The organism is Martelella mediterranea DSM 17316 (genome assembly GCF_002043005.1).
GTDB classification, from domain to species: Bacteria; Pseudomonadota; Alphaproteobacteria; order Rhizobiales; family Rhizobiaceae; genus Martelella; species Martelella mediterranea.
This window is the reverse complement of the sequence record NZ_CP020330.1, coordinates 2,448,565-2,474,918: the sequence shown is the minus strand read 5'-3', so window position 1 is coordinate 2,474,918 and position 26,354 is coordinate 2,448,565. Positions and strand designations below refer to the sequence as shown.

At 63.3% G+C, this 26,354-nt stretch carries 20 protein-coding genes and 1 tRNA gene; 15 read left to right on the top strand and 6 right to left on the bottom strand.

Going from position 1 to position 26,354, the window contains the following annotated elements; genetic code table 11:
* Window positions 1–211: 211 nt before the first annotated feature.
* Window positions 212–823, top strand: a complete 612-nt coding sequence (locus tag Mame_RS11580; protein ID WP_018063768.1) for a hypothetical protein — start codon at window positions 212–214, stop codon at window positions 821–823.
* A gap of 224 nt (window positions 824–1,047) precedes the next feature.
* A complete protein-coding gene (locus tag Mame_RS11575) occupies window positions 1,048–2,316 on the top strand; it encodes a mechanosensitive ion channel family protein (RefSeq protein WP_018063769.1) in 1,269 nt (422 codons plus the stop codon).
* A 294-nt stretch (window positions 2,317–2,610) separates the two neighbouring features.
* Here Mame_RS11575 and Mame_RS11570 read toward each other — a convergent pair whose 3' ends face one another.
* Window positions 2,611–3,405, bottom strand: a complete 795-nt coding sequence (locus Mame_RS11570) for a DUF1206 domain-containing protein (RefSeq protein ID WP_018063770.1) — start codon at window positions 3,403–3,405, stop codon at window positions 2,611–2,613.
* Window positions 3,406–3,813: 408 nt separating this feature from the next.
* On the opposite strand from Mame_RS11570, the gene Mame_RS11565 reads away from it, so the two are divergent.
* The 6 genes from Mame_RS11565 (at window position 3,814) to Mame_RS11540 (ending at window position 10,528) form a co-directional block, all read left to right on the top strand.
* The gene (locus Mame_RS11565) at window positions 3,814–5,157 is read left to right on the top strand and encodes an ABC transporter substrate-binding protein (protein WP_018063771.1); all 1,344 of its coding nucleotides are present in this window, start codon (window positions 3,814–3,816) and stop codon (window positions 5,155–5,157) included.
* Between the two features lie 73 nt (window positions 5,158–5,230).
* A complete protein-coding gene (locus Mame_RS11560; protein WP_018063772.1) occupies window positions 5,231–6,529 on the top strand; it encodes a carbohydrate ABC transporter permease in 1,299 nt (432 codons plus the stop codon).
* Window positions 6,529–7,776 carry a carbohydrate ABC transporter permease gene (locus tag Mame_RS11555; RefSeq protein ID WP_026173293.1) on the top strand — a complete coding sequence of 416 codons (1,248 nt, stop codon included), beginning with the start codon at window positions 6,529–6,531 and terminating at the stop codon, window positions 7,774–7,776. The genes Mame_RS11560 and Mame_RS11555 overlap by 1 nt, the downstream gene beginning before the upstream one ends.
* Before the next feature lie 2 nt (window positions 7,777–7,778).
* On the top strand, window positions 7,779–9,068 hold the full coding sequence (locus Mame_RS11550; RefSeq protein ID WP_051085079.1) for an MGH1-like glycoside hydrolase domain-containing protein: 1,290 nt from the start codon (window positions 7,779–7,781) through the stop codon (window positions 9,066–9,068).
* A gap of 1 nt (window position 9,069) precedes the next feature.
* Window positions 9,070–10,122, top strand: a complete 1,053-nt coding sequence (locus Mame_RS11545; RefSeq protein ID WP_018063775.1) for an ABC transporter ATP-binding protein — start codon at window positions 9,070–9,072, stop codon at window positions 10,120–10,122.
* Between the two features lie 46 nt (window positions 10,123–10,168).
* A complete protein-coding gene (locus Mame_RS11540) occupies window positions 10,169–10,528 on the top strand; it encodes a VOC family protein (protein ID WP_018063776.1) in 360 nt (119 codons plus the stop codon).
* Between the two features lie 3 nt (window positions 10,529–10,531).
* On the opposite strand, the gene Mame_RS11535 is transcribed toward Mame_RS11540, so the two are convergent.
* Both Mame_RS11535 and Mame_RS11530 read right to left on the bottom strand, forming a co-directional pair.
* Entirely contained in the window at window positions 10,532–10,987 is a 456-nt protein-coding gene (locus Mame_RS11535; protein ID WP_018063777.1) for a thermonuclease family protein, read from the bottom strand.
* 56 nt (window positions 10,988–11,043) lie between these two features.
* Window positions 11,044–11,334 carry a DUF1674 domain-containing protein gene (locus Mame_RS11530; RefSeq protein ID WP_079920996.1) on the bottom strand — a complete coding sequence of 97 codons (291 nt, stop codon included), beginning with the start codon at window positions 11,332–11,334 and terminating at the stop codon, window positions 11,044–11,046.
* Between the two features lie 127 nt (window positions 11,335–11,461).
* Here Mame_RS11530 and htpX point away from each other — a divergent pair, with 127 nt between their 5' ends.
* From htpX to purH, 4 genes are all read left to right on the top strand, one after another.
* Window positions 11,462–12,409: a zinc metalloprotease HtpX gene (htpX, locus tag Mame_RS11525; RefSeq protein WP_018063779.1), complete on the top strand. Its 948-nt coding sequence runs from the start codon at window positions 11,462–11,464 to the stop codon at window positions 12,407–12,409.
* The gene (locus tag Mame_RS11520) at window positions 12,400–13,767 is read left to right on the top strand and encodes an RsmB/NOP family class I SAM-dependent RNA methyltransferase (RefSeq protein ID WP_026173295.1); all 1,368 of its coding nucleotides are present in this window, start codon (window positions 12,400–12,402) and stop codon (window positions 13,765–13,767) included. Before htpX ends, Mame_RS11520 begins: the two co-directional genes overlap by 10 nt.
* A gap of 194 nt (window positions 13,768–13,961) precedes the next feature.
* A complete protein-coding gene (locus tag Mame_RS11515) occupies window positions 13,962–15,563 on the top strand; it encodes a heparinase II/III family protein (RefSeq protein ID WP_155122089.1) in 1,602 nt (533 codons plus the stop codon).
* Window positions 15,564–15,701: 138 nt separating this feature from the next.
* Entirely contained in the window at window positions 15,702–17,318 is a 1,617-nt protein-coding gene (purH, locus tag Mame_RS11510) for a bifunctional phosphoribosylaminoimidazolecarboxamide formyltransferase/IMP cyclohydrolase (RefSeq protein WP_018063782.1), read from the top strand.
* Here the strand turns inward: purH and Mame_RS11505 are convergent.
* Together Mame_RS11505 and Mame_RS11500 are read right to left on the bottom strand one after the other, a co-directional pair.
* Complete coding sequence (locus Mame_RS11505) at window positions 17,299–18,684, bottom strand: MFS transporter (protein WP_328286097.1); 1,386 nt, start codon at window positions 18,682–18,684, stop codon at window positions 17,299–17,301. The two genes, purH and Mame_RS11505, sit on opposite strands and share 20 nt — an antisense overlap.
* A gap of 65 nt (window positions 18,685–18,749) precedes the next feature.
* Window positions 18,750–23,537 (bottom strand): NAD-glutamate dehydrogenase, encoded by a 4,788-nt coding sequence (locus tag Mame_RS11500; protein WP_018063784.1) that lies wholly within the window; start codon window positions 23,535–23,537, stop codon window positions 18,750–18,752.
* A gap of 224 nt (window positions 23,538–23,761) precedes the next feature.
* On the opposite strand from Mame_RS11500, the gene pdxY reads away from it, so the two are divergent.
* The gene (pdxY, locus tag Mame_RS11495; RefSeq protein WP_018063785.1) at window positions 23,762–24,631 is read left to right on the top strand and encodes a pyridoxal kinase; all 870 of its coding nucleotides are present in this window, start codon (window positions 23,762–23,764) and stop codon (window positions 24,629–24,631) included.
* A 140-nt stretch (window positions 24,632–24,771) separates the two neighbouring features.
* Window positions 24,772–25,410, top strand: a complete 639-nt coding sequence (locus tag Mame_RS11490; protein ID WP_018063786.1) for a carbonic anhydrase — start codon at window positions 24,772–24,774, stop codon at window positions 25,408–25,410.
* 19 nt (window positions 25,411–25,429) lie between these two features.
* Here the strand turns inward: Mame_RS11490 and Mame_RS11485 are convergent, their stop codons facing one another.
* Window positions 25,430–25,876 (bottom strand): metallopeptidase family protein, encoded by a 447-nt coding sequence (locus Mame_RS11485; protein WP_018063787.1) that lies wholly within the window; start codon window positions 25,874–25,876, stop codon window positions 25,430–25,432.
* A gap of 231 nt (window positions 25,877–26,107) precedes the next feature.
* On the opposite strand from Mame_RS11485, the gene Mame_RS11480 reads away from it, so the two are divergent.
* Window positions 26,108–26,184: transfer RNA gene (locus Mame_RS11480), tRNA-Met, on the top strand.
* Window positions 26,185–26,354 lie beyond the last annotated feature (170 nt).

The following is a 26,354-nucleotide window of genomic DNA, read 5'->3' as shown; positions in this document are numbered from 1 at the left end:
CCTTCGAAAAAGGCCGTTCCCGAGCCCAGCCACGACCTGGGATCGATGCGCCGACCTGAAAAAACAGGCCGGTTGCGGAACGTTCGCGGCGTCAAGCCGTTGTACCGGATATCAATTTCAATCGGAGCAGAAAAATGAGTGGTATTATTTATCTCGTCGGACTGATCGTGGTCGTCATGTTCATCCTGTCCGTTCTTGGGCTGGCGTGATCATGAGTGATATTGATCACAAACCCGTAACCACCGCCGCCGCAAGGCCGGGCGTTTCATACATCGAATGGGGCGCCATTTTCGCCGGCGCAGTTGTTGCCGGCGCGCTGACCGTGGTGCTGACGCAGTTCGGCGCCGGTATCGGTCTCGCAACCGCCGACCCTACGCTTGAAGACGGCCTCACCTGGGGGATCTTCCTCGTCGGCCTGTGGCTGGTTCTCATCCCCTTCGCCAGCGCCAGCGCCGGCGGCTACGTCGCGGGCCGCATGCGCTCGCATTTCGGCGATGGCACCGCGGACGAGAGCGAATTCCGCGACGGCATTCACGGCATCGTTGTCTGGGCGCTCGCCACCGTGGCGATGGGCCTTGCGGCCGGATTTTCGGCGGCGATCTCGTCCGCGATAGCCCCTGCCGCTGCGGATCCGGACGTGAGCGCCGAAATGATGCAGCTGATGCATTCGGCCTCCACGATCACCGCCTTCGCGGCCGGCGCCGGCGCTGTTCTCGGTGCGGCAGGCGCATGGTTTGCGGCTCTTGCCGGCGGCAACCACCGCGACGAAGGCATTGCGATCTCGGCCTTCCGCGGCCCGTTCTTCCGCCGCACGCAGCCGTAAGCATGGCAGTCAACGCCACAAAAAAGGGCCCGCACCGGGCCCTTTTTCCTACCCTCCCGCGGCGCGCCCGCGGGTTTTTGTCGTTTTGCACTGGCGGACGCACCGCAGGATGCGTCACGCTTCTCCGACGCCTGGCGATTGCAACTTTGATCCTGCTCTCCCCGGCGTCTCCCTCTCTCGCACAATTGGCGCAACAACCCACGCAGGCAGAGAGCGCGCGGACTGTGCCGGGCGATGCCGATGCCACCGCGGACACCGCGATCCGGAACCGGCTTGAGGGCATTTTCAGCCAGATCGAGGGATTGTCGACGGTCGACGTTTCCGTGCACTATGGCGTTGTCACGCTTGGCGGCGAAGTTCAGGAGGCCCAGCTTGCAAGCCGCGCCAGGGAGCTTGCCGGCAGCCTTGACGGCGTCGTCGCCGTCAATGGCCGGATCATGGTGGAAACCTCGCTCGGCGAACGGCTGGAGCCGGTCTATGACAGGCTGGAAGACCGGGCCGCACAGGCGCTGAGCTACCTGCCGCTGCTGCTGGTGGCCTTCGTCGTCTGCGTCATCGTCATCGTTTTCGGCCTCTATCTCGCATCGCGAAGCTGGCCGTGGTCGCGGATCGCGCCCAACGCCTTCATCGCCGATCTTCTGCGTCAGGTCGTCCGGATCGTGTTCTTCGTGATCGGCGGAGTCCTGGCGCTCGATATTCTCGGCGCAACCGCCCTGCTCGGCACGCTGCTGGGCGCTGCCGGCATTGTCGGTCTCGCCGTCGGTTTTGCGGTGCGCGACACGGTCGAGAATTATATTGCAAGTATCCTGCTTTCCATCCGCCAGCCATTCCGGCCCAAGGACCTCGTCAAGATCGATGCCTTCGAGGGGTTCGTCATCAGCCTGACCTCACGCGCCACCATCCTGATGGAAGTCGACGGCAATCACATCCGGATTCCCAACGCCACCGTGTTCAAGAGCGCGATCACCAATTATACCGTCAATCCGCAGCGCCGCTTCACCTTCCAACTCGGCGTCAGCGCCGACAGCGATCTCGACCTGGCCCTGAAGATCGGGCTTGAAACCATCGCGGGGCAGGACTTCATTCTCGATGACCCCGAAGCCGATGCCTGGATCGAGGAACTCGGCGATTCCAATGTAGTGCTCTATTTCGTCGGCTGGATCGACCAGAGCAGCACCAACTGGGCCAAGGCGCGGTCCGAGGCGATGCGGCTGGTGAAACGCGCGCTCGAGTCCAACGGCTTCTCGCTGCCGGAGCCGATCTATCGCCTGCGCTTCGACGATGACGACCTCAAATCGGCGCTTTCCGGTTTCTCCGGCACCGAGGAAAAGCCGGTTGAACCCGCTCCCAAAAAGGTCCGAGAAGAAACGGGCATTCCGCAAAACACCGATATCGACCCCAGCCTCCAGCGGCGCATGGAACGGGAGCGCCGGTCTCGCGGCCGCGGCGACCTTCTCAGCGAGACCGCGCCGACCGAGTTCGAAAGCAAATAGAGCGTGTATGCTTTCAGAATGTTGGCCAAGCTCGCCCCACTCACCGCCGTCATGCTCGGGCCTGTCCCGAGCATCTAAGCACGTATCAACACGACAAGCGTGTCGGACGAAAAGTCAGTTAGAATACAACCTATTACAAGACGCCAACGCCGCTCGTGTGGGAGCGTGGTTAGATCCTCGGCACAAGGCCGAGGATGACGCCCGTAGAAAGGATAGCTTTGGCGGCAAACTGCGAGCTACGGACGCTCCGGTCTCCGATAGTTGCTCTTCAGAGAACAAGAGGCCTCCCCCGCCTCAAGCATCCTCGATATTGATCTCCCGCCAGATCGCTTCCGCGAAGGAATAGGCGGCGAACATGATGACGCCGGCGCCCATGGCGGCAAGCAGGATGGCGCCGAAGGGGAGCCCCTGGATGAACTCCATGGCCTCCTTGATGCCGGGCGTGCCGGAGGCATCGTCGGCGGTGAGGCCGCGAAACACCAACATGACCGACAAAATCGCGAACACGGCGCCGCGCGCCGTCAGCCCGGCGATCGAAATCGGATGGACATAGGCCATCACCTCTTCCGACGCCCTCAGGTGATCGGCGTATTTCCGCTTGACCGCCTTGACCCAATGGGCGATCGCAACGCCGGCGAAGATCGCCGCAAGGCCGAGCGAGACGGGCCGCGAGCCGATGAAACCGGCGATATATTGCGCCGGCGACTGCCCGCCGCCTTCGCCGCCGGAGCCTGAAAACGCAATCAGAGACAGCGCATAGAAGGCGAGCAGCGTGTAGGTGAAGGCGCTGGCCAGAAGCCCGGCGCGCACGGCAAGCCCGGTCGGCTTGGTGCCGTGCTCATCGGGATCCATGACCGACTGGAACAGCCGCCAGACCGCATAGCTGACAAGACCGATGATCAACAGCGCAATCAGCACCGTCCCGAAGGGCTGGCCCAGCAGTGTCTCCAGCGCGCCCTTGGTATCCTTGTTCTCGCCGGAGCCGATGGCGGCCAGCAACGCGAACAGTCCGATGATGGTGTAGACCATGCCCCGGGCAAAATAGCCCGTGCGGGCCAGCGGTTTCAGCCATCTCGCGCCCTTCACCATACGACGTTCCCCAATCCTGTTTTGCGTGGATAGACAGTGAGCCAACGTGCGGCCCGTGGCTTTGTTCCTCGCGCGGGCGTCGGTCCCAAGCCCCATCAGACCAAAGTGGCAAAGGGCCGAAATGCCGCCGCGTCTTGACCCCGTGTCGCTTTCGGCGCTACATTTTTGCCTAAGAAGCGGTCAGGCGTATTTTTTGTGCAACAAAAGACGCGCCCAACGCGTTAGGGAGGGTGCTTCACCTTCGGTGAAGTCTGCTTTTCAAAGCGAAACGCCGACCCGGTGCTTCGGGCCGCATATGATGGATTTTGCCAACGACACCGGGACAGGGGCCGCCCCGGTCGATCGCATTTTTGCCCCGCAGGAGTTCGGCACCGGCACGCCGCCGGTTGAAAATGAGGGAGGACTTATATGTCGACTTTGAGCAAACTGACCGCCGCTCTGGCGCTTTCCGCCAGCACCGCAACCATGGCGCAGGCCGATACGATCCGCTTCTGGACCACCGAGGAACAGCCGGAGCGCCTTGCCAAGCAGCAGGAAATCGCCGACGCCTTCCAGGAAGCGACCGGCCACGAGGTTCAGGTCATTCCGGTAACCGAGACCGATCTCGGCACCCGCGCCACCGCCGCCTTTGCCGCCGGCGACCTTCCCGACGTGATCTACCACACCGTGCAATATGTCCTGCCCTGGGCCGAAGCCGGCATTCTGGACGTCGAAATCAACGATGAGATCGTCAACGATCTCGGCATCGACACCTTCGCGCCCGGCGCGATCGAAATGGCGCAGTTCGAGGGCATGACCGCGGCCGTGCCAGTCGATGGCTGGACGCAGATGATCATCTACCGCAAGGATCTGTTCGACGAGAACGGCCTTGCCGCGCCGGATTCCTACGAGAACATCGCAACAGCGATCGAGGCGCTTCACAATCCGCCGGAAATCTACGGCTTCGTCGCCGCCACCAAGATCGACGACAACTATATGAGCCAGGTGCTGGAGCATGTCTTCCTCGCAAACGGCGTGACGCCGGTCGATGAAAACGGTTTCAAGCCGCTGGATGAGGCGAAGACGATCGAGGTTCTGGAATTCTACAAGACGCTGGCCGATGCATCGCCCGCCGGCGAACTCTACTGGGACCAGTCGCGCTCGCTCTATTTCGACGGCAAGGCGGCGATGATCATCTGGTCGCCCTTCATCCTCGATGAGCTTGCGGGCCTGCGCGACAGCGCGCCGCCGACCATCAATGACGACCCGACCTCCACCGAACTGGCGCAGAAGACCGATGTCGTTACCACCTTCTCCGGCCCCTCCAATCCGGATGGTGCGGCCTGGGCCGATATCCGCTATCTCGGCGTGACCGCGGACGCCAATATCGATGTCGCCGCCGACTTCATCAAGTTCTCGATGGATGAGGGCTATATGAGCACGCTGTCGATGGCGCCGGAAGGCAAGTTCCCGGTCCGTCGCGGCACCGCGGATGAACCCACAGCGTTCGTCGAGGAATGGGCGACGCTGCCGGTCGGCGTTGATCGCAAGGCCCCACTTGCCGATCTCTACCCGGAAGCGACGGTGGACAAGATCGTGACTGGTCTTGAAACCGCCAATCGCTGGGGTGTGAAGGAAGGCCAGCTCGCGCTCGCCTCCAAGATGATCAACAGCCAGATCATCAATCAGGTCGTGCGCCAGTATATCGACGGCGAGATCGACGGTCAGCAGGCCGTCGAGAAGCTCAATTCGGAGCTTGGGGCGATCAACTGATTTCCCTTGAGGGCAAAACCGCCGGGCGGCCTTTGACGGTCGCCCGGTCGACCCTATCTCCGGAACCGATTGCATGACAGACACAACCGAACCGACGCCGAAAGGGCCGCCGAAGACCATAGGCCGCATGGCCAGGCGCGAGATGCGCTTTGCCTATTCCATGCTGGCGCCGACCTTCCTGATCGTGCTCGCCGTCGTGCTGATGCCGCTGATCGCCAATTTCTGGATCTCGTTCAAGCCGGTTCAGCTTTCCGACCTGCGCCCGCCGCAGCTCAACATCAATGAGCGCATTCGCGGCGATATCGAAAACGCCGGCGATGCGGTCGAACTCGAATACCGATTGCGCAACACCTCTCAGGATGCCTCGATCTACGAGGCTGGCTTCGTCGACATCGTGCCCGATGGCCTGACGGTGACCGGCGTCGATGAGCGCTGCGTGGTCGAGGACCGGCAGGTGAGCTGCACGCTTGGCGATCTGCCGCCGAAATTCCGGGACAGCATCCGTCTTCAGGTGATCGCCGACACCGCCTATCTGCAGACGCCGGTGAACCCGCGCGACAGCGACCCGGCAGCCTTCGGCAGCGCGGAAAACATCCTGACCAATTTCGAGTTCACGCTCGACAATTTCTCGCGCATCTTTTCCTCGCCGGATTTCTGGAAGGTGCTGCGCGTCACCTTTTATTACACCGTCTTCGGCACGGCGAGCGCGCTGGTTCTGGGCCTGTTCGCCGCGCAGCTTTTGAACCAGAGCTTTCGCGGCCGCACCGCGCTGCGCGGCCTGTTCCTGTTTCCCTATGTCGCCCCCGTCATCGCCGTCGCCTTCACTTGGGTAATCCTGCTCGATCCCTATTCGGGCACGCTCAACGCGCTGCTGGTACGCTCCGGCATGATCGGCACGCCGATCGATTTCTTCGGTCAGCGCGACATTCCGATTTCGGTGTTCGGCTTCACCTTCGATTTCCCGGTGGCGCTGACGACGGTCATCGCATTCGAGGCATGGCGCTATTTCCCGCTGTCCTTCCTGTTCATTCTGGCCCGCATGCAGGCGCTTTCGACCGATGTCTACGAAGCGGCCGAGATCGATGGCGCGACGCCGCTACAGCAATTCTGGTACATCTCGCTGCCGCAGCTTGTCGGCATTCTGGCGGTGCTGTTCCTGCTGCGCTTCATCTGGACCTTCAACAAGTTCGACGACATCTTCCTCTTGACCGGCGGGGCTGCGGGAACGCGCACGCTGACGGTCGATGTCTATGAACAGGCATTCGCCGTCTCCAATCTCGGCGCGGGTGCCGCGGTCGCGGTGGTGGTGTTCGTCGTGCTTCTGGCATTCGCGCTGCTGTTCTTCAAATTCTCACCGCAGGACGAGGGATGATGCGTATCGGAACCGGTTTCATCGCCGCCATCCTTGTCGGGGCCTTCTGGGGCGCGGTCTGGATGGTCGTCATCGGCCTGATCTACACGCTGTTCGCCGGCGAGCCCAGCGCGCCGCAGGTGTGGGTGGCGTCGCTCGCGGGCGCGATCGGCGCGGCGATCTACATCCTGTCGCCGGTGAAGACCCGGGACCGGCCAAAAGCGCGCGGCACAAGGCTTCAGGCCGTCATTGTCATTGCCATCTTCGCGGTGCTGATGCTCGTGACCTTCGGCGAGCCATTTGGCCTGTCGCTGCTCTACACCACACTCTATCAGCTTGTGGCGCTCGTCGCCTTCATCGCGGCGCTCACCTGGTCGATTATCGCCGTCCTCCACGACCAGCCAGCCGGCAATATCGGCCGCTATCATCTGGAAGTCGTGTTCCTGCGGTTCATGAAGGGGCTGGGGCTGACGCTGTTCACCATCGTCGTGGCCCTGCCCTTCTATGTGATGGTGATGACGAGCTTCAAGAGCCAGCAATCGCTGGTCGCGAACCCGCTCGATCTTTCGATCGATCTGTCGCAGGGGCTTTCCGGCCTGTTCAGCTCCTATATCGAGCTGTTCACCACCTATCATTTCGGCACGTTCCTGATGAATTCGGCGATCGTCTCGGTCGCCACCGTCGTGATCACGCTGGTGTTCGCGGTGCCCGGCGCCTATGCGGTGGCAAGACTGCGGTTTCCCGGCCAGAACTTCCTGTCGCGCTCGATCCTGCTGATCTACATGGTGCCGGCCATCGTGCTGGTGATCCCGCTCTATTCGGCCTTTTCCCAGATCGGCCTCAGAAACTCGCTGTTCGGGCTGATGATCGTCTATCCGGCGACCACCATCCCGGTCGCGCTCTACATGCTGCAGGGCTATTTCCGTGGCCTGCCGTCCGAGTTGGAGGAGGCCGGGCTGATGGACGGGTTGAAGCGGCCTGGCGTGATCATGAAGATCACGCTTCCCCTCGCTCTGCCGGCGCTCGCCTCGGTCGCGCTCTACGTCTTCATGATCGCCTGGAACGAATTCCTGTTCGCCTTCATGTTCCTCGACGACATCAACATGTTCACGCTCTCGCGCGGCGTCGTCTCGCTCAATTCCTCGGAAGTGCCGCGCCAGCACCTGATGGCAGGTGCGGTGATTGCAACCGTACCCGTGCTGTTCGTGTTCCTCTGGTTCGAGCGCTTCCTGGTGGCGGGCCTGACCGCCGGCAGCGTGAAAGGATGAGCATGCACACATCCCTCAAGCAGCAGGCGATCGACATTCTCCGCATGAACGACCGGGGCGGCTATACCGTGCCGACGGCGCGGCTCTACCCCTACCAGTGGGAATGGGATTCCGTGTTCGCCGCGCTCGGCTTCGCCACCTTCGACCGCGACCGGGCCTGGGTCGAGATCGAGACGCTGTTTTCCGGGCAGTGGGCCGACGGCATGGTGCCGCACATCATCTTCCACAAGACCGACCCGGATTACTTTCCGGGTCCGGAAATGTGGAAATCCAACACCGTCCCTCCCTCCTCCGGCCACTCCCAGCCGCCGGTCGCCGCAAGCGCGATGCTGACGATGATGAAGACCGGCGGCGCGATAGACCGCGCACGGGCGAAGGCGCTGTTCGACAAGCTCATCCGGTGGCACCGCTGGTTCCACACCTATCGCGATCCCGATGAAACCGGGGTGGTGGGCATCATCCACCCGTGGGAATCCGGCCGCGACAATTGCCCGGACTGGGATATCGGCATGGCCGAGGTTGCCGTGCCCGAAGACCTCGGCGACCTGCCGCGCCGCGACATCACCCATGTCGACCCCTCCGAACGGCCAACTGCGGAGCAGTATAACCGCTACCTCGCGATCGTGAAATTCGGTCAGGAATGTCGATGGGATCATCTCGAAATCGCCCGCAACGGCCCGTTCTTCATGGTCGACCCCTGCGTCCAGTTCGCGCTGATGCGCGGCGACCGCGACCTTGCCGAACTCGCCGACGCATTCGGCGAGCCGGGCATCCGCGACGAGGCGGAAAGCTGGCTGAAGCATTCCAAGGAAGGCTGCGAAACCTTCTGGAGCGAGGATGTTGGCGGCTTCGTTGCCAAGGACCTGCGCTCTGGCGGGCTCTCGACCGCCTTCACCAATGCCTCGGCCATGGCGCTCTACGCCGATGCCGGCACGCCGGATCAACAGAACCGCTCTGTCGCCGAAATCGCCGCCATTCTCGACAACTGCAGCTATGGTTTTCCGAGCTGGGACCCGCGCGACGAGCAGTTCGAAAGCCGGCGCTATTGGCGCGGTCCGATCTGGTCGGTGGTCAACTACATGATCGCAATCGGCCTTGCCGACAAGGACGAGACGGCGCTTGCCGAACGGCTTCGGGCCGACACCCGCAAGGCCGTGGAAAAATCCGGCTTCTACGAATATTTCGACCCGCTTTCCGGCGAGGGGCTGGGCGGCAAGCTGTTCACCTGGACGGCGGCCATCCATCTCGCCTGGGCCATGGGCGACGACATGCTGCAGGCTGAAGGAGAATGATATGGGCTCCATAAAGCTCGATAACGTGGAAAAATGGTTCGGCGACCTGCAGGTCATCAAGGGCATCGACCTTGAGATCGGCGATGGCGAGTTCGTGATCTTCGTCGGCCCGTCGGGCTGCGGAAAGTCGACGCTGCTCCGGATGATCGCCGGGCTCGAGGAGACCAGCCGCGGCCGCATTCTGCTCGATGGCGACGACGTGACCGACCGACTGCCATCCGAACGCGGACTTTCGATGGTGTTCCAGTCCTACGCGCTCTATCCGCATATGGATGTGCGCGACAATATGGGCTTTTCGCTGAAGACCGCCGGCAGCCCGAAATCGGAAATCGAGGAAAAGGTCGGCCGCGCCGCCGAAATCCTGAAGCTCGACGATTATCTCGACCGCCGCCCCAAGGCGCTGTCCGGCGGCCAGCGCCAGCGCGTCGCGATTGGCCGCGCGATCGTGCGCGAGCCGAAGGGCTTTCTGTTCGACGAACCGCTGTCCAATCTCGATGCGGCACTGCGCGTCGAGATGCGTTTCGAGATCGCCCGCCTGCACGAGACGCTCGGCACGACGATGATCTACGTGACCCATGACCAGGTCGAGGCGATGACGCTTGCCGACCGGATCGTGGTGCTGAAGGACGGGAAGATCATGCAGATCGGAAGCCCACGCGACCTCTACGAGAAACCCGACAATTTGTTCGTGGCGCAATTCATCGGCTCGCCGAAGATGAACATCCTGCCGTGTACCGGCGGCGACGGAAAATACGCCATCGAAGGCCATGGCGGCGGCGCGCTGCCGGATGGCACAGGCGATGGGCCGACATCGCTCGGCATTCGCCCCGAACATATCGAGGTTGTGGCCCCCGGCGAGGGACAGGTCACCGGCACGGTCGAGATCGACGAATATCTCGGCTCCGACACATTTCTCTATGTCGATTGCGGCAGCGCCGGCCGCCTGATCGTGCGCGTCGCGGAGATCGAGGCCGGGATGCGCCGCAAGCAGGTCGGCTTGAAATTCCGGCCGGAAAAATTACACTTTTTCAATGAAGCAGGGGCTTCGATCTGAACCGGATTTTGGCCACGCGCGCAATTGGAAAAGCCGAAGGGGAAACATGACCGTCAAGCGAATCGTCGCCAACATCGCCACACAGTCGATCCCGGAGCGCCGCCGCTTCTATGAGGAACTGCTGGGGCTCGAACCGGTGATGGATCACGGCTGGATCGTCACCCTGGCGTCGGATGAACGCGCGCAGGTCCAGATCGCTTTCGCAAGCGAAGGCGGTTCCGGCACGCCGGTGCCCGATCTTTCCATCGAGGTCGATGATCTTGACGAGACCCTTGCCCGTGCGGAGGCGATGGGCCTTGCCCTCGCCTATGGCCCCGCCGACGAACCCTGGGGCGTGCGCCGTTTCTTCGTGCGCGATCCCGATGGCCTGCTGCTCAACATCCTCACCCACGCAGACGCGACGTGAGCCTCAGGACGACGGGCACACGAACGGCGTCTTGCGGCCGCCGTCATAGGGAACGGCATAGCCGCCGGTCAGCAGCAATGTGCTGAGATCGCCCTTCTCGGGCACGCCGACATCGGCCACCACGCGGCCGAAATACTTGTCGCCCGCGATCGCGCGCAGCTCCACCCGGTCGCCCTCGTTGAGCAGCGAGATCACATAGTCTTTCGCAATATTGGCCGCTTCCTTCTCGGCCCCGCAGGACGAGCGAAGCTCTGGCGTGTCCACCCCGCGCACCCGAACGAGCGTCTCGATGATCTGCCCCGGCCAGGGGCGCGCCTCGACCGCGATCGTATCGCCATCCACAACGCGCACGACCTTCGCGCTCACCGGCCCGGCGAATATCTCGACAGCGCCGGCGCCAAGCGGCAGCGACAGGAAAACGGCGCTCACCAGCGCGCATGTGAAAAAGAGGCGATTCATGACAAAGGAATTTATTCCTTTGTTTCCGTGACATCAATAGGAATTTTTACCTATGGTTAAAAATCGATTGCCCGGCCCTTGATCTCCCAGTCCCCGAACCGGGCCGGGTCGAGCCCGCCACGGCCACCGACCTCGGTTGCCGCATTGCGAGCCGCGTCCTCGGCGTTGCGGCGACGTTCCTCGGCCTCGGAAAGGGCCCGTTTCGCAGCCTCGGGCAGGTCGCGGAGAGCCGCATCGGGCGCGTCGGTGTGCTTTTCCGGCGTCGACGTCAGCGCCGCCAGATCGGCTGCCGATGGCAGGCCGGCGATATCGTTTTCGTTGCTGTTGCCGTCGTTTCCGTCTGTCATGCCACGTCTCTCGTCAATCAAACCCTGCGTCGCCGCAATATTGATATATGCGCAACCATGCACCAATTATAGGGCAAGCTTCAACCAATCTGAAGAGTTCCTCATTGTCGCTTCAGGAGACCTCGACATGAATTTCGTTCGCACCGCCATGCTGCTCGCCGCGATGACGGCGCTGTTCATGGGCATCGGTTATATGCTCGGCGGCCAGAGCGGCATGGTGATCGCCTTCTTCGCCGCCGCCGCCATGAACGTTTTCTCCTACTGGAATTCCGACCGCATGGTGCTGAAAATGTACGGCGCCCAGGAGGTCGACGAACGCACTGCGCCGGAATTTTACGGCATGGTGCGCGAGCTTGCCGGCCGGGCCGGCCTGCCCATGCCCAAGGTTTACCTCTATGACAGCCCGCAGCCGAACGCCTTTGCCACCGGCCGCAATCCGCAAAACGCGGCCGTCGCCGCCTCGACCGGCATTGTGAAAATGCTCTCGCGCGATGAGCTTGCGGGCGTGATGGCCCATGAGCTCGCCCATGTCCAGCACCGCGACACGCTGACCATGACGATCACCGCCACCCTTGCCGGCGCGATCTCGATGCTCGCCAATTTCGCCTTCTTCTTCGGGCGCGGACGCGATAATCCGCTCGGCATTGTCGGCGTTCTGCTGATGATGATCGTCGCCCCGATGGCAGCGGCGCTGGTGCAGATGGCGATCAGCCGCACCCGCGAATATTCGGCCGACCGGCGCGGCGGCGAGATCTGCGGCAATCCCATGGCGCTTGCCTCGGCGCTGCAGAAAATCCATCACGGCGCCCAGGCGATCCATAATGAACGCGCCGAGCGCAACCCGGCGACGGCGCACATGTTTATCATCAACCCGCTCTCGGGGCAGAACATGGACAATCTGTTCTCGACCCACCCCAACACCGAAAACCGGATCGCGGCCCTTCGCGATCAGGCCGCAAGCATGGGGCAGACCTCGACGCAGAGCTACCGGCCTGCTACAGCGACCCGCAGATCGCAGTCGGTTCCCAACACCGGCAACGGCAATGAACCGCCCTTCAAAGGTCCCTGGTCTTGAATGATGACATGAAGCGGACGGCCCCGAATAAGGACCGTCCGAACGACAAGCCCGGCTACGCAGCACGCGCCGCCGCCTCCAAAATCCTCGCCGCCGTGGTCGACCGCAAGACGCCGCTCGACGGCATGATCGACACCGAACACGGCAATCCCGCCTACCGCGCGCTCGGCCCCGCCGACCGGGCGCTCACCCGCGCGCTGGTGCTGACCACGCTTCGCCACAAGCCGATGATCGACCAGGCGATCGCCTCTCTGCTCGACCGCCCGCTACCGGGCGGCGCGCGGGCGCTGTCGCATGTGCTGGCAATCGCCGCCGCGCAGATCCTCTATCTCGACGTGCCCGATCACTCCGCCGTCGATATCGCCGTGGAACAGGCCAATGCCGATCCGCGCAACAAGCGGTTTTCCGGCCTCGTCAACGCCGTGCTGCGCGGCATGACGCGGCGCAAGGCGAAAATCCTGGACGAACTCGAAAGCGTGAGCCCGATTCCCGACTGGTTCGCGGAGCGGCTGACCGCCGTCTATGGCGCGGACACGGCCCACGCCATCGGCCGCGCCCAGCTTCAGCCGCCGACGATCGATATCAGCGTCAAGTCCGATCCGGAAGGCTGGGCGGCGCGGCTTGGCGGCACGGTCCTTTTTTCCACAGGCACGATCCGCCTCGATGCGCCCTCCGGCGCGGTCTCCGACATGGACGGCTTTGCCGAGGGCGAATGGTGGGTGCAGGATGCCGCCGCAGCGATCCCGGCAACGCTGTTCGGCGATCTCACGGGCCAGCGCGTTATCGATCTCTGCGCCGCTCCCGGCGGCAAGACCGCGCAACTGGTCATGCAGGGCGGCCAGGTGACCGCGCTGGAGCGCTCCAAAAGCAGGCTCCGGCGGCTGGAGCAGAACCTCGCGCGCTTGCAGCTTTCCGCCGAAACGATCGCAGCCGACATGATGGAATACCAGCCAGAGGTGCCGTTCGACGCCGCCCTTCTGGACGCTCCCTGCTCGTCCACCGGCACCGCGCGCCGGCACCCGGACGTGTTCTGGACCAAGGATTTCTCCGACATCGAGAAGCTGGCGGAGGTGCAATATGCCATGGCCCGGCGTGCGCTCGATCTGGTGCGCCCCGGCGGAATCGTTATCTTCTCCAACTGTTCGCTCGATCCACTGGAAGGCGAAACCGTCGTCGAGCGGCTCCTGGCCGATGGCGCGCCTGCGGAGCGCGCGGCCTTCCCCGCTGGACGACCCGACACGCTTGCGCCGTTCTTCGATGCCAACGGCGCGATCCGGACCACGCCGGCTGCACAACTTGACGGCAAGACCGGGCTCGACGGCTTCTACGCGGTCGCGCTCCGACGGACAGACGGGTAAGCAGAAACTGACGAAACACAACCTGTTAAGCAAGTGTTCAGGCTCTTGCGCTACCCCGTAAGGTCGGGTCACGCCGGTTTCCGGCGAACGAAACAAATAAAAAGGGTCTGAAATTGGTTTTTCCGGGCGCGGAAATCGCACGATATGCCTTTCTGTACGCCGAGGAATCCCTCCGGCGCGCCAGGGCGGCCGTCTTGTCGCTGCCATTGCCGCGCTGGCCCGGCGGCGCAACGCCGCAATTGCTGGTGGCGCCCACCGATCTGCGCATCGCCGATCCGCTGGAGGGTGAGGACATCGTTTCCGGCCGCTTCGCCTTTGCCGGCGAATTGCTGCTGACGGAAGGCCGACCGCTCTTTTCCTGTGAAATGCCGAGCCCAACCTTCGAGCGGATCGTGTCCGGCTTTGGATGGCTCCGGCATTTGAGAACCCAGCGCGACAGCAGCGCCAATGAATTCGCGCGCGCCGCGGTGCTGAGTTTCCTTCGCCGCCACCGGACGCGGACGGGCCCAAGCTGGACGACCGAAACGGTCGCAACGCGGCTCAATGCCTGGCTCTGCCATTCCACTGTCATCCTCAAGGGCGCGGACGCCGCCTTCTATCGCCGATTCATCGATGCTGTCATCCGTCACGAGCGCTTGCTGCGCCGGCGCTATCGCGGCATGGCGCGCGATGAGCTGAAGCTGCAGGTCGCCATGACGCTCGCCATGGCCTCGATCAGCCTCGATCTTTCCGACCGGCGCAAGTCCGAGGCGCGACAAAGGCTCGATGACGAACTTGCCCGCCAGATCCTGCCCGATGGCGGCCATATCTCGCGCTGCCCCGACGCGCTGTTGCGGCTCCTGCTCGGTCTTCTGCCGCTTAGGCAGACCTATATCAATCTCGAACAGCCGCTACCCAAACGCCTGCTCGCCAGCATCGACCGAGCCTATGCGGCGCTGAATTTCTTCCGCCACAGCGATGGCGAGCTCGCGCTGTTCAACGGCTCGGGCCGGGTGCCCTCGACCGCGCTTTCCGCATTGCTGCGCTATGACGAGATCGGTAGCGCCGGTTTCAAGGCCCTGCCCCATACCGGTTTCCAGCGGCTGGAGGCCGGCGGAACCGTGCTGATCGCCGATGCCGGAAAGCCGCTCTCCGCGCATCTGTCGAAAACCGCCCATGCCGGCGCGACCGCCTTCGAGCTGTCATCGGGCAGGAACCGCTTCATCGTCAATGCCGGCGTTCCCGCCTCCCCGCGCAGCGATGCGGCCCGCATGGCGCGCGCCACCGCCGCCCATTCCACGGCCACGATCGACGACCACTCCTCGATCCGGTTCTCCCGCTCGGACTTTCTCGGCCCCGTCGCCTTCGGCGGGTTGCGCCATATCGCGGTTGAACGGGATGAGGACGAGCGCGGCGATGACCGTCTCGTCATGCGCCATGACGGCTATCTGTCGCGGTTCCGGATTTATTGCGAACGCAGCCTGACGCTTTCGCGGGACGGGCATGCGCTTTCCGGCATAGACCGGTTCCGCCGCCCGCACGACGCCCTGCCGCTCGCCCGCGACGGCCATGTCGCCACCATCCGCTTCCACCTCCATCCGTCCATCTGGACGATGCGGGAGGACGCCGACACGATCTTCATGACCGCGCCGGACAATGAAAGCTGGCTGTTCACAGCCCCGGGCATGGCGCCTGAGCTCGAAGACGACGTCTTCTTTGCCGCAAGCACGGGCGCCAAGGCCTCGCGCCAGATCGTGATCACCGCCGAGATCGCCGAACACGCCGACATCGCCTGGCAGTTCAAACGTCTCGACTGAGGCGATCTCATATAAGTGGACACGCGCCAAAGCGGCCTCGGCACGGTTTATAATTGCCGCGCACCATGCTAAAGCGCCGCAGGTATCCCCGTATTTCAGCGCTGCGGCCTCCGCAGCGACCGCCCGAAGGACATCGCCATGGCTGTCGCCTCCAAGAAAATTCCCGCACCCGATCTCGTCATCGTGAAAACCGCGCTGCTTTCGGTTTCCGACAAGAGCGGCATCGTCGAATTCGCAAGCGCGCTTGCGGCCCGCGGGATCAGGCTGCTTTCAACCGGCGGCACCCACAAGGCGCTGGCCGAAGCCGGCCTTGAAGTGACCGATGTCTCCGCCATCACCGGTTTTCCCGAAATCATGGATGGCCGGGTCAAGACGCTGCATCCGAATGTCCATGGCGGCCTGCTGGCGATCCGCGACGACGAGGAGCATCAGGCGGCGATGCGCGCACATGGCATTTCCGGGATCGATCTCGCGGTCATCAATCTCTATCCGTTCGAGGAAGTGCGCGCCGCCGGCGGCGATTATCCGACAACGGTCGAAAACATCGATATCGGCGGCCCGGCCATGATCCGCGCGGCGGCCAAGAACCACGCCTATGTAACCGTGATCACCGATCCGGCCGATTATGACGAGGTCCGCGAGGCAATCGAAGCCGGCAACGGCGCCGTGCACTACGCACTGCGCCAGACGCTTGCAGCCCGCGCCTATGCCCGCACCGCCGCCTATGACGCCGCAATCTCAGGCTGGTTCGCCGAGGCGCTGTCGATCGAAAATCCGCGCCACATGACGCTTGGCGGCACGCTGCGCCAGGAAATGCGCTACGGCGAGAACCCGCACCAGTCGGCGGCGTTCTACGTCACCGGCGACAAGCGGCCGGGCGTGGCCAACGCCGTCCAGCATCAGGGCAAGCAGCTTTCCTACAACAATATCAACGACACCGACGCCGCCTTCGAACTGGTCGCGGAATTCCCGCCGGAAATGGCGCCTGCCTGCGCCATCATCAAGCACGCCAACCCCTGCGGCGTGGCGCGGGCCGAGACGCTGGTCGAGGCCTACAAGCGGGCGCTTGCCTGCGACAGCCAGTCGGCCTTTGGCGGTATCGTCGCGCTCAACCGCACGCTCGATGCCGAGACCGCGTCGGAGATCGTCAAGCTGTTCACCGAGGTGATCATCGCGCCCGACGCCGATGACGCCGCCCGTGAAATCCTCGCCGCCAAGAAGAACCTGCGCCTGCTGACCACCGGCGGCCTGCCGGACCCGCGCGCGCGCGGCATGAACTTCAAGACGGTTGCCGGCGGTTTCCTAGTGCAATCGCGCGATACCGCGATGATCGACGAGATCGCCCTCAACGTGGTCACAGAACGCGCGCCGACCGACCGCGAGCTGGAAGACATGAAGATGGCCTTCGCGATCGCCAAGCACGTCAAGTCGAACGCGATCGTCTATGTCAAGGATGGCCAGACCGCCGGCATCGGCGCGGGCCAGATGAGCCGCATCGACAGTGCCCGCATCGCCGGCATCAAGGCCGAGGAAGCCGCGAAGGCCACCGGCTGGCCCGAGCCGATGACACGCGGTTCGGCGGTTGCCTCGGAAGCCTTCTTCCCGTTTGCCGACGGGCTGCTGTCGGCCGTTGCCGCCGGCGCCACCGCCGTGATCCAGCCGGGCGGCTCGATCCGCGACCAGGAGGTGATCGACGCCGCCAACGCCAATGGCGTGGCGATGGTGTTCACCGGGGTCAGGACCTTCCGTCACTGACAGCGGCCGCCGCCGGCACGAACAGCGCCAGCCCCGCCACCAGAAACACCAGCAGGCTCGCCATGCCGATATTCGGCGAGCCCGTCCAGCTTGTGAGCACCGCGAAGCCCGCCGTCGCCATGAAGCTCGTCAGCCGGCCGGTGAGCGAAAACAGGCCGAAGAAGCGGCCGGATTCAGCGACATCCACCGCCCGCGCCAGAAACGCGCGCGAGCCCGCCTGCACGGGCCCGAATGCGAGGCCGATGATTACGCCATAGAACAGGAATGCCTTTTCCGCCCCGGACGAGAACAGCCCGCCATCCGCCGACGACAGCGGCACCAGACCGAATGCGGTAGCGTTGACGCTTGTGGACACCACGCCCAGGGTCGCGAAAATCAGCATCGACAGCGTGACGATCACCACCCGCCCGGCGCTGACGCGGTGGCCGAGGCGGGCGGCGCAGAAGCAGCCGAGAATGGCGGCGACGTTGAGGATCATGCCGTAGATGCCGATTTCGGTGATCGACCAGTCGAACAGGGAGGCGGCAAACGCGCCACCGAGGATCAGCAGACCGTTGAGCCCGTCCATATAGAGCATGCGCGCGATAAAGAAGCGGAACAGCGCCGGGCGGCGACGGAGGCTTAAAAGGGTCGCGAAAAAGTCCGCAAGCCAGCCCTTCAGCCGCCTTCCCGCCGCCTCGGCTTTCACGTGATCGGGCGTCAGCAGGATCATCGGCGTCAGGAACACCAGATACCATAGCGCCGAAAGCGGCCCGGCAAGGCGCGCCGGCTCGCCTTCAACCGCCGACAGCCCGAATAGCGGCGGATTGCCGAGGATGGTGAGGCCGGTATCGGGATCGGCGGGCAGGAACAGCAGGAACAGGATGAGGAAGATCATGCCGCCGAGATAGCCGAGCCCCCAGGCGTCGTTGGAAATCCGGGTGATCGCGCCCCGCTCGACCAGACGGGGCAGCATGGCGTCGTTGAAGACCACCGAAAGCTCGGCGGCCACCGTGGCGAGCACGATCATGACCGCCGGCCAGAAATAGCCGGTCCCCGGCGCGGCCTGCCAGAGCAGGCAGAGGGCCGCGATCTGGACGATGGCGAGGCTGCCGATGAAGCGCTTGTTGCCGCCCGTTGCATCCGACAGCGCGCCGGCCAGCGGGGCGGTGAGCGCGATCACGACGCCCGCCACCGTCGCGGCATTCGCCCACGCCGTCTGGCCCGCAACCTTGTCAGCGCCGAGCGAGGCCACGAAATAGGGGCCGAAAATGAATGTGATGATCACCGTGAAGAAGGGCTGCGCCGCCCAGTCGAAGAACATCCAACCAAGGATGCCCGACCGGCCCGCCACGCGTCCGTCGGCCTCGCTCTCAGCCAGTGTCACCCCCGTCGCCCCTTATTAACGCCTGCCACTATCCGATAGAATGACGGCAGGCGTTTCGCAAGCGATCAGACAAGATCGCGCGCGAGGTCGCCCAGCAGGCCGGCCGCCACGGTCGTCTTGGCGATGGTCGGATCACCCGAAGCGGCAAGCCGGGAGAGCTGGTCGGTGACCTGCAGCACCCGCTTGGCATGCGCCTCGCGCCAGGCCTCGACGGGTTCCGCCGTTCCGCCATGGCCGATCAGCGCATTGGCCGCAAGATCGCGGCGGCTTGCGGAAATCTGGTCCATGGAGCGCGCCAGCGCGAGCGAATCGTAAAAGTCGCTGGGGCTCATCCGGGCCGCCGCCGACAAGAGCGGCGAAACGTAGAACATCCGCGTCACCTCGAAATAGGCCTTGGCGGCCTTTTCCAGGCTCTGGCCGCTGCGGCTTGCGATCTGCAGCGCCTCCGGCACGAACATCATCGCCAGGTGATGCGCGAGACGCCGCGACAGCGCCTCCGGCACGCCCGCCTGCAGCCAGCTCGCCTCCTGCTCCGCCAGCCATTCGGCCCGCGCCTCGGGCAACAGGCCCTCGATGTCGGCCTCAAACAGGGAAAAGGCATCACGCAACTTCTTGACCGACCCGGCGATATCGCCGTCGGCAAGGCCGTTTCGCAGCAAGAGATGAGTCAGGATCCGGAACAGATAGCGAAGCTGCGCATAGATCGCGTTCTGGACATCGCCGTCGATCGTGCCGTCCAGCGCATGGACCGCCTCCCAGACCTCCTCCATCGCGAAACCGTCGCGGGCGATGATACCGGCCTTGACCACCTCGGCAGGCGTCGCCGCCGTCATGTCGCAGGCATTGATAACGAATTCCGGACCGCCGCGGTTGATGACGTCATTGGCAAGCCCGGTGGAGATGATTTCCCGGCGCAGGCGATGGCCGGCGATATCGTCGGAGAATGCCTTGCGCATGCGTTCCGGGAAATAATTGTAAAGCATCGGCTCCATATAGGGATCGTCCGGAAGATCGCTTTCCAGGATCTGGTCGAACAGCACGATCTTGCCGTAGGACAACAGCACCCCGGTCTCGGCCCGGGTCATCGCCTGATCGGCCTGGCGGCGCGTCTTCAGCGCCTCCTCGTCCGGCAGCATTTCCACGGCGCGGTCGAGATGGCCCTCGCGCTCCAGCACGTCCATCATCCGCGACAGCGAGAGCAGGCTCTGCAGCCCCTCGCGGGTGCTGAGCGAGATCGCCAGCGTCTGGAGATAGTTGTTTTCGAGCACGATTTCGGCCACCGCCTCGGTCATCTCCGCAAGCAGGTGGTCGCGGTCCTCGCGCGAAAGCCGGCCCGAACGCATGGCCGAGGCCAGCGCGATCTTGATGTTGACCTCGACGTCGGAGCAGTTGACGCCTGCGGAATTGTCAATGGCGTCGGAATTGCAGCGCCCGCCCTTCAGACCGAAGGCGATGCGGCCCTTCTGGGTGACGCCGAGATTGGCGCCCTCGCCGATGACCTTGACGCGAAGCTCGTTGGCATTGACGCGGATCGCGTCATTGCCGCGATCGCCGACTTCGGCATTGGTTTCGCCGGCGGCCTTGATATAGGTGCCGATGCCGCCGAACCAGAGCAGGTCGACCTGGCTCTTGAGGATCGCCGTCATCACATCGAACGGCGAATACTCCTCGGCCTTGAGACCGATCGCAGCCGCCGCCTCGGGCGTCAGCCGCACCGATTTCTCGTTGCGGGAGATGATCATCCCGCCTGCCGACATCTTCTCCCGGTCATAATCCTGCCAGCTCGAGCGCGGCAGGTCGTAGAGCCGCTTGCGCTCGGCAAAGCCCGTTGCCGGATCGGGATCGGGGTCGATGAAGATATCGCGGTGGTCGAAGGCGGCGACCAGCCGGATCTGTTCAGACAGCAGCATGCCATTGCCGAAGACATCGCCCGACATGTCGCCGACGCCGGCCACGGTAAACGGCGTGGTCTGGATATCGATGTTCATCTCGCGGAAATGCCGCTTCACCGCCTCCCAGGCGCCGCGCGCGGTAATGCCCATCTTCTTATGGTCATAGCCCGCCGAACCACCGGAGGCGAAGGCGTCGTCGAGCCAGAAACCCGCCTCCTGCGCCAACGCATTGGCGGTGTCGGAGAAGGTTGCCGTGCCCTTGTCGGCGGCGACGACGAAATAGGGATCGTCCTCATCGGCACGCACCGTATCCTTCGGCGGCACCACCTCGCCGTCGATGATGTTGTCGGTGATCGACAGCAGGGTGCGGATATAGCTCTTGTAGGCCTCGCGTCCGGCGTTGAACACCTCCTCGCGGCTGCCGCCGAGGGGCAGGTTTTTCGGGTAGAAGCCGCCCTTGGCGCCGACCGGCACGATCACAGCGTTTTTCACCTGCTGGGCCTTGACCAGACCCAGCACCTCGGTGCGGTAATCCTGCCCGCGATCCGACCACCTGAGCCCGCCGCGCGCGACCTTGCCGAAGCGCAGATGCACGCCTTCCACCTGCGGGCCGTAGAGATAGACCTCGCGGAACGGCCTTGGCTGCGGCAGGATAGCAAGCGACTGCGATGCGAATTTGAAGGCGAGGTTGGGGCGCGGCGCGCCATTCTCGTCGGTCTGGAAATAATTGGTCCTGAGCGTTGCGTCGATCAGCTTGACGAACAGCCGCAGGATGCGGTCGTCATCGATATTGGGCACGCCCTCCAGCCCTTCCATGATCGTGCCGCGGGCGCTTTTCATGCCCTGACTGCGGGCATCCTCGGTGAGCGCCGGATTGAAGGCGGTCTCGAACAGGGAAAACAAGGCCCGGGCGATCACCGGATACTGGCAGAGCGAATTGGCGATATAGTCGCCGGTATAGTTGACGCCGGCCTGGCGCAGATATTGCGCATAGGCGCGCAGCACGTTGGCCTGGCGTCCGCTCAGTCTCGCCAGCAGAACCAGCCGGTTGAAGCTGTCATTGCTGATCGCGCCGCGGAAGGCATCGATGAAGGCCTCTTCCAGACGGTCGCCATCGCCCTCCAGATCGAGATCGACATCCCCCGCAACCAGCAATTCCATGTCGTGAAGGACAACCTCCCTGCCGGCCACGCCGCTTTCGGCATATTCCAGTTCGAAGGTCCGCTCCGAGACGACGGAGAAGCCGAGATTTTCCAGAAGCGGCACGCGCCGGGACAGCGGCACATGGGAACCGCCATGGAATATCTTCAGACGAAGCACCTCCGCTTCGTCCTCATGCCGGTCGCGGTAGAAATCGATGCGCATGCCCTCTTTCGCCGCGGAGCCGATCAGCCCGAGATCGGCATAGGCGTCATCCGGGGAGAAGGCCTCGTGGTAGGCGTCATTGGCCTCGATCTCCGGCGCGCCGGGGCCGGTCAGCTCCTTGAACCGTTCCGTCCAGTCGGCGGCAAGACGCGTCACCTCGGCTTCGAGTTCGGACTGCGGCACATCCGGCGTCTTGTCCAGGCTGCGCCGGCCGATGATGAAATGCACCCGCGCCGAACGCCCTTCGGGAAACGACGGATAATAGGCGGACACCCTGCCCTTGTAGACGCTGGCCAGGTAGTCGCCGATCTTCTCGCGCAGGCGCGAATCGTAAAGGTTGCGCGGCACATAGACGAGCGCCGAGACGAAGCGATCGAAATTGTCGATCCGGCTCAGCACCCGGATGCGCGGCCGATCGGCAATCGCCATGATCTGCTCGCAGAAATCGGCAAGCAGCGGCACCGGGGCCTGGAACAGTTCATCGCGCGGATAGGATTCCAGAATGTTCTGCAGCATCCGCCCCGCATGGCTCTTCGGTTCGTAACCGAAGCGGCGCGTGACATCGGCGATCTTGGCGCGCAAGAGCGGAATGCGCACCGCCGACTGGGTGTAGGCGGTGAAGGTGAACAGGCCGACGATCCTGAGCTCGCCAACCACCTCGCCGTTTTCGCCGAAACGCTTGACGCCGATATAATCCATATAGGCGCGGCGATGGACCGTGGAGGTGGTGTTGGCCTTGGTCACCAGAAGCAGTTTCGGGCTTTCGAGAAAGCCGATGATTTCCGGCGTGGAGACCACGGGATTGGGGCCGCGCCGCAGCACCCGCATTTCCGGATCGGAGAGGATGCCGGTCGCCGCGTCCGGCACATGCTCGACCCGCGCGCCGTCCGCATCCTTGAGATAGACAAGCTCGCGCATGCCGAGAAAGGTGAAGTTGCCATCACGCAGCCAGGCGAGAAAGGCAAGCGCCTCCTCCCGCGCATCCGCGAGTGCGGCCGGCGCGCGGGTTTTCATCTCCTGCATCGCGGTTTCGAGCTTGGCGAGCATTTCCGGCCAGCCGGCGACCGCGAGACGAACATGGTTCAGGATATATTCGAGCTGCGCCTTCAGCCGCGCGCGTGTTTCCGGCGCCAGTTGTCGGACATGGACCTGGACATGGCTGACGCGGTCGTCTTCTGCATGCTCGATATCCGATGAAAACGCCACCGGCGCCTGCCCCGGCGTCACGACCAGGATCGGATGCACGGCCAGCATGAAGTCATTGGTGAATTCCGCGATCTCCGCCATCACCGAATCATAGATGAACGGCATGTTGCGGTCGGTGACCGTGATCACGTCGGTTGCGATGCCCTCCGGCGCGATGCCTTCGACCGCGCCGATCGTGACCCGCGCGTCGCCGCCGTCATAGGCCGCGATCTCATCGGCCGCATGGTATGCCGCGGCCGCGATCGCTTCGGGTGTGTAACGCTCCAGATCCTCGGGACTTGCATGGTCGAACATGAAAGCCGGATTGATGTAAGCCTTGTTGCTTTCCCTGGCGAGGCGCTCGGCCTGCTGCATCAGGGACTTGCGCTTCTGGTCGGCTTTGGTGTCCATGTTTCCTCCAGCTTATTTTATGTCAGCGGATCGAGCCGCTATTTTGGGCGATTTTTCGCGCCATTCGGATATCGTTAAACGCTGTGGCCATGACAGGCGCTTGACAGCTTGCTCCAATAGGCGATTTAGAGCGTAATTGAGGCGAATGGCAAAACAATTTCGCCGTTTTATCGTTGGGGTTGCATTCACCCCAGGCACCAACAGGGCCCAATATGACATTCGAAATGCCTGATGGCGCCGTTATCGCGATTTCAAGCTACGTCATGCGCGGCAAGATTGGCAACCGCGCCATCGTCTTTGCACTGGAAACGCTTGGTCACAACACATGGTCCGTGCCCACCGTCGTGCTGCCCTGGCACCCCGGCCACGGGCGCGCGACGCGGCTGCAATTTGAAGGCGAGGCTTTCGCGACGGCGCTGCGCGAACTCGGAGAAAGCCGCTGGCGCGGCGAGGTTCGCGCCGTCATCAGCGGCTATCTCGCGAATGCCGGCCAGGCCGAAGGGATCGCAAAACTGGTCCAAGGCCTGCGCGCCGAAAATCCCGATCTCCTCTATCTCTGCGATCCCGTGATCGGCGATGAGGGCGGGCTCTATGTCGGGGACGAGACCGCGATCGCGATCCGCGACCGGCTTCTGCCGCTCGCCGATATCGCGACCCCCAACCGATTCGAACTTTCATGGCTTGCGGGACGCGCGCTTGAGGACAATACGGCGACGATCGACGCCGCGCTTGCGCTCGGTCCTGCGGAAGTCGTGGTCACCTCGGCCCATTCGATGCTGAAGCAGGGCGTGGCGGCGCTGTTCGTCGATCGCAGACAGGCCCTGCTTGCCGAGCATGCGCGCGTCGAAAATCCGCCGAACGGGCTCGGCGACCTGTTTTCCGCGCTGTTTCTGGCCGCAAGGCTCGCCGGCAAGCCGCCGGCCGAGGCGCTTGAAAAATCGACCGCTTCCGTATTCGAAACCCTGACGCGCGCGGTGCGCGAAGGCGCTGACGAGTTGATGCCGGAAAAGGATGCGCAAAGTCTGCGGGCGCCATTCGCAAAAGTTGGCCTTCGTCAATTGATGCATCCGTCCCGGCGACGTAAAAGAAGCTGAAGAACCAACACGGCACTGAGAGCGCGTTCAGGAAAAGTGGATACCGGTTTTCCGTCCGGACGCGCTTAAAAACAATAGATAGAGCATTTCCGGTGATCCGGTTTCCTCCGGAAATGCTTTGGAAGAAGGACGGCAGACTGATGGACTCTTTCCCCAAATACCTTCTCGATGGCTACAAGAACTTCATGTCCGGACGCTATGTCGAAGAAAGCGCCCGCTATCGCCAACTCGCCGAGGAAGGGCAGAAACCACAGACATTGTTCATTGCCTGCTGTGATTCCAGGGCCGCGCCCGAAACGATTTTCGATGCCAGCCCGGGCGAGCTTTTCGTGGTGCGCAATGTCGCCAACATGGTGCCGCCCTATGAGCCGGACGGCCAGTATCACGGCACCTCCGCCGCCCTCGAATTCGCGGTCGAGGGGCTGAAGGTCAAGAATATCGTGGTGCTCGGCCATGGTCGCTGCGGCGGCATCCACGCAGCGCTTTCGCCCAATGCCGATCCGCTGTCGCCGGGGGATTTCATCGGCAAGTGGATCAACCTGCTGAAGCCCGCCGCCGCCCAGATCAACTCCAATTCGATCATGACGGAAGGCGAGCGCCAGACCGCGCTGGAGCGGATTTCAATCCGCAACTCGCTCGCCAATCTGCGCTCCTTCCCGAATGTGAAGGAGGCCGAGAAACAGGGCAAGCTGAAGCTCTACGGCGCCTGGTTCGACATTTCATCGGGCGAATTGTGGGTGATGGACAACAAGACCGGCGATTTCATCCGTCCGGATTGATGAGACAGCGTCCGGCGCGTCAGCGCCGGGCGTCGTCCGCGTCGTCGTCGACGCTTTCCTCGATCCGCTCCATGTCGTCATCCGACAGGCCGAAATGGTGGCCGATCTCGTGGATCAGCACGTGGCTGACGATATCGCCCAGCGTTTCCTCGTTTTCGGCCCAGTAATCGAGGATCGGTCGGCGATAGAGGGTGATCCGGTTGACCATCTCGCCGGTTTCCATGGTGAAGCGCTCCGAAACGCCGCGGCCCTCGAACAGGCCGAGCAGATCGAAGGGCGTTTCCAGCGCCATGTCCTCGAATACCTCGTCGCTCGGAAAATCGGCGATCTCGATCACGAGGTCGCCGGTCAGCGCCCGAAACGCCTCGGGCAATTTGGCATAGGCCTCGATCGCCAGCGATTCCACGCTCTCGAGACTGGGCGAATAGCGCCCCTGCCAGTCCTCGCTTTTGTTTTCAATCGCCATATAAGCTCCTTCGTCCGGCCCATATAGGCCTTTTCGCCGGAGATTTCGAGCAAAGATTGCGCCGGCATCGCCGCCCCGGATCAAGCTGCCGCGCCGGGCGCGAAAACCTCTCCCGCAAACCGATCGGAAAACCCGCCCTTGACGCTTGACACCCCCTGCCGCAGGCCCTAATAACGCCCCGTCCCGCGCAAAGCGCCGGATCCCTTGTCACCGCCCGACGGTGCGCAGGTTGGCGGAGTAGCTCAGTAGGTTAGAGCAGAGGAATCATAATCCTTGTGTCGGGGGTTCAAATCCCTCCTCCGCTACCAAAAATATCTTTATATTTAAGATACTTAAGCTTTGTCAGCGACGGAAACTCCGTACGCGAATGGGCCGGGGTGCTAGGTGGGATTTTCGACTCCTCTTGTCTGAAACCTAACGCAGCAGCCAACTCGACTCTAGTCCCTGCTCGGGCCCCAAGCGCTTCACAGCGATCTCA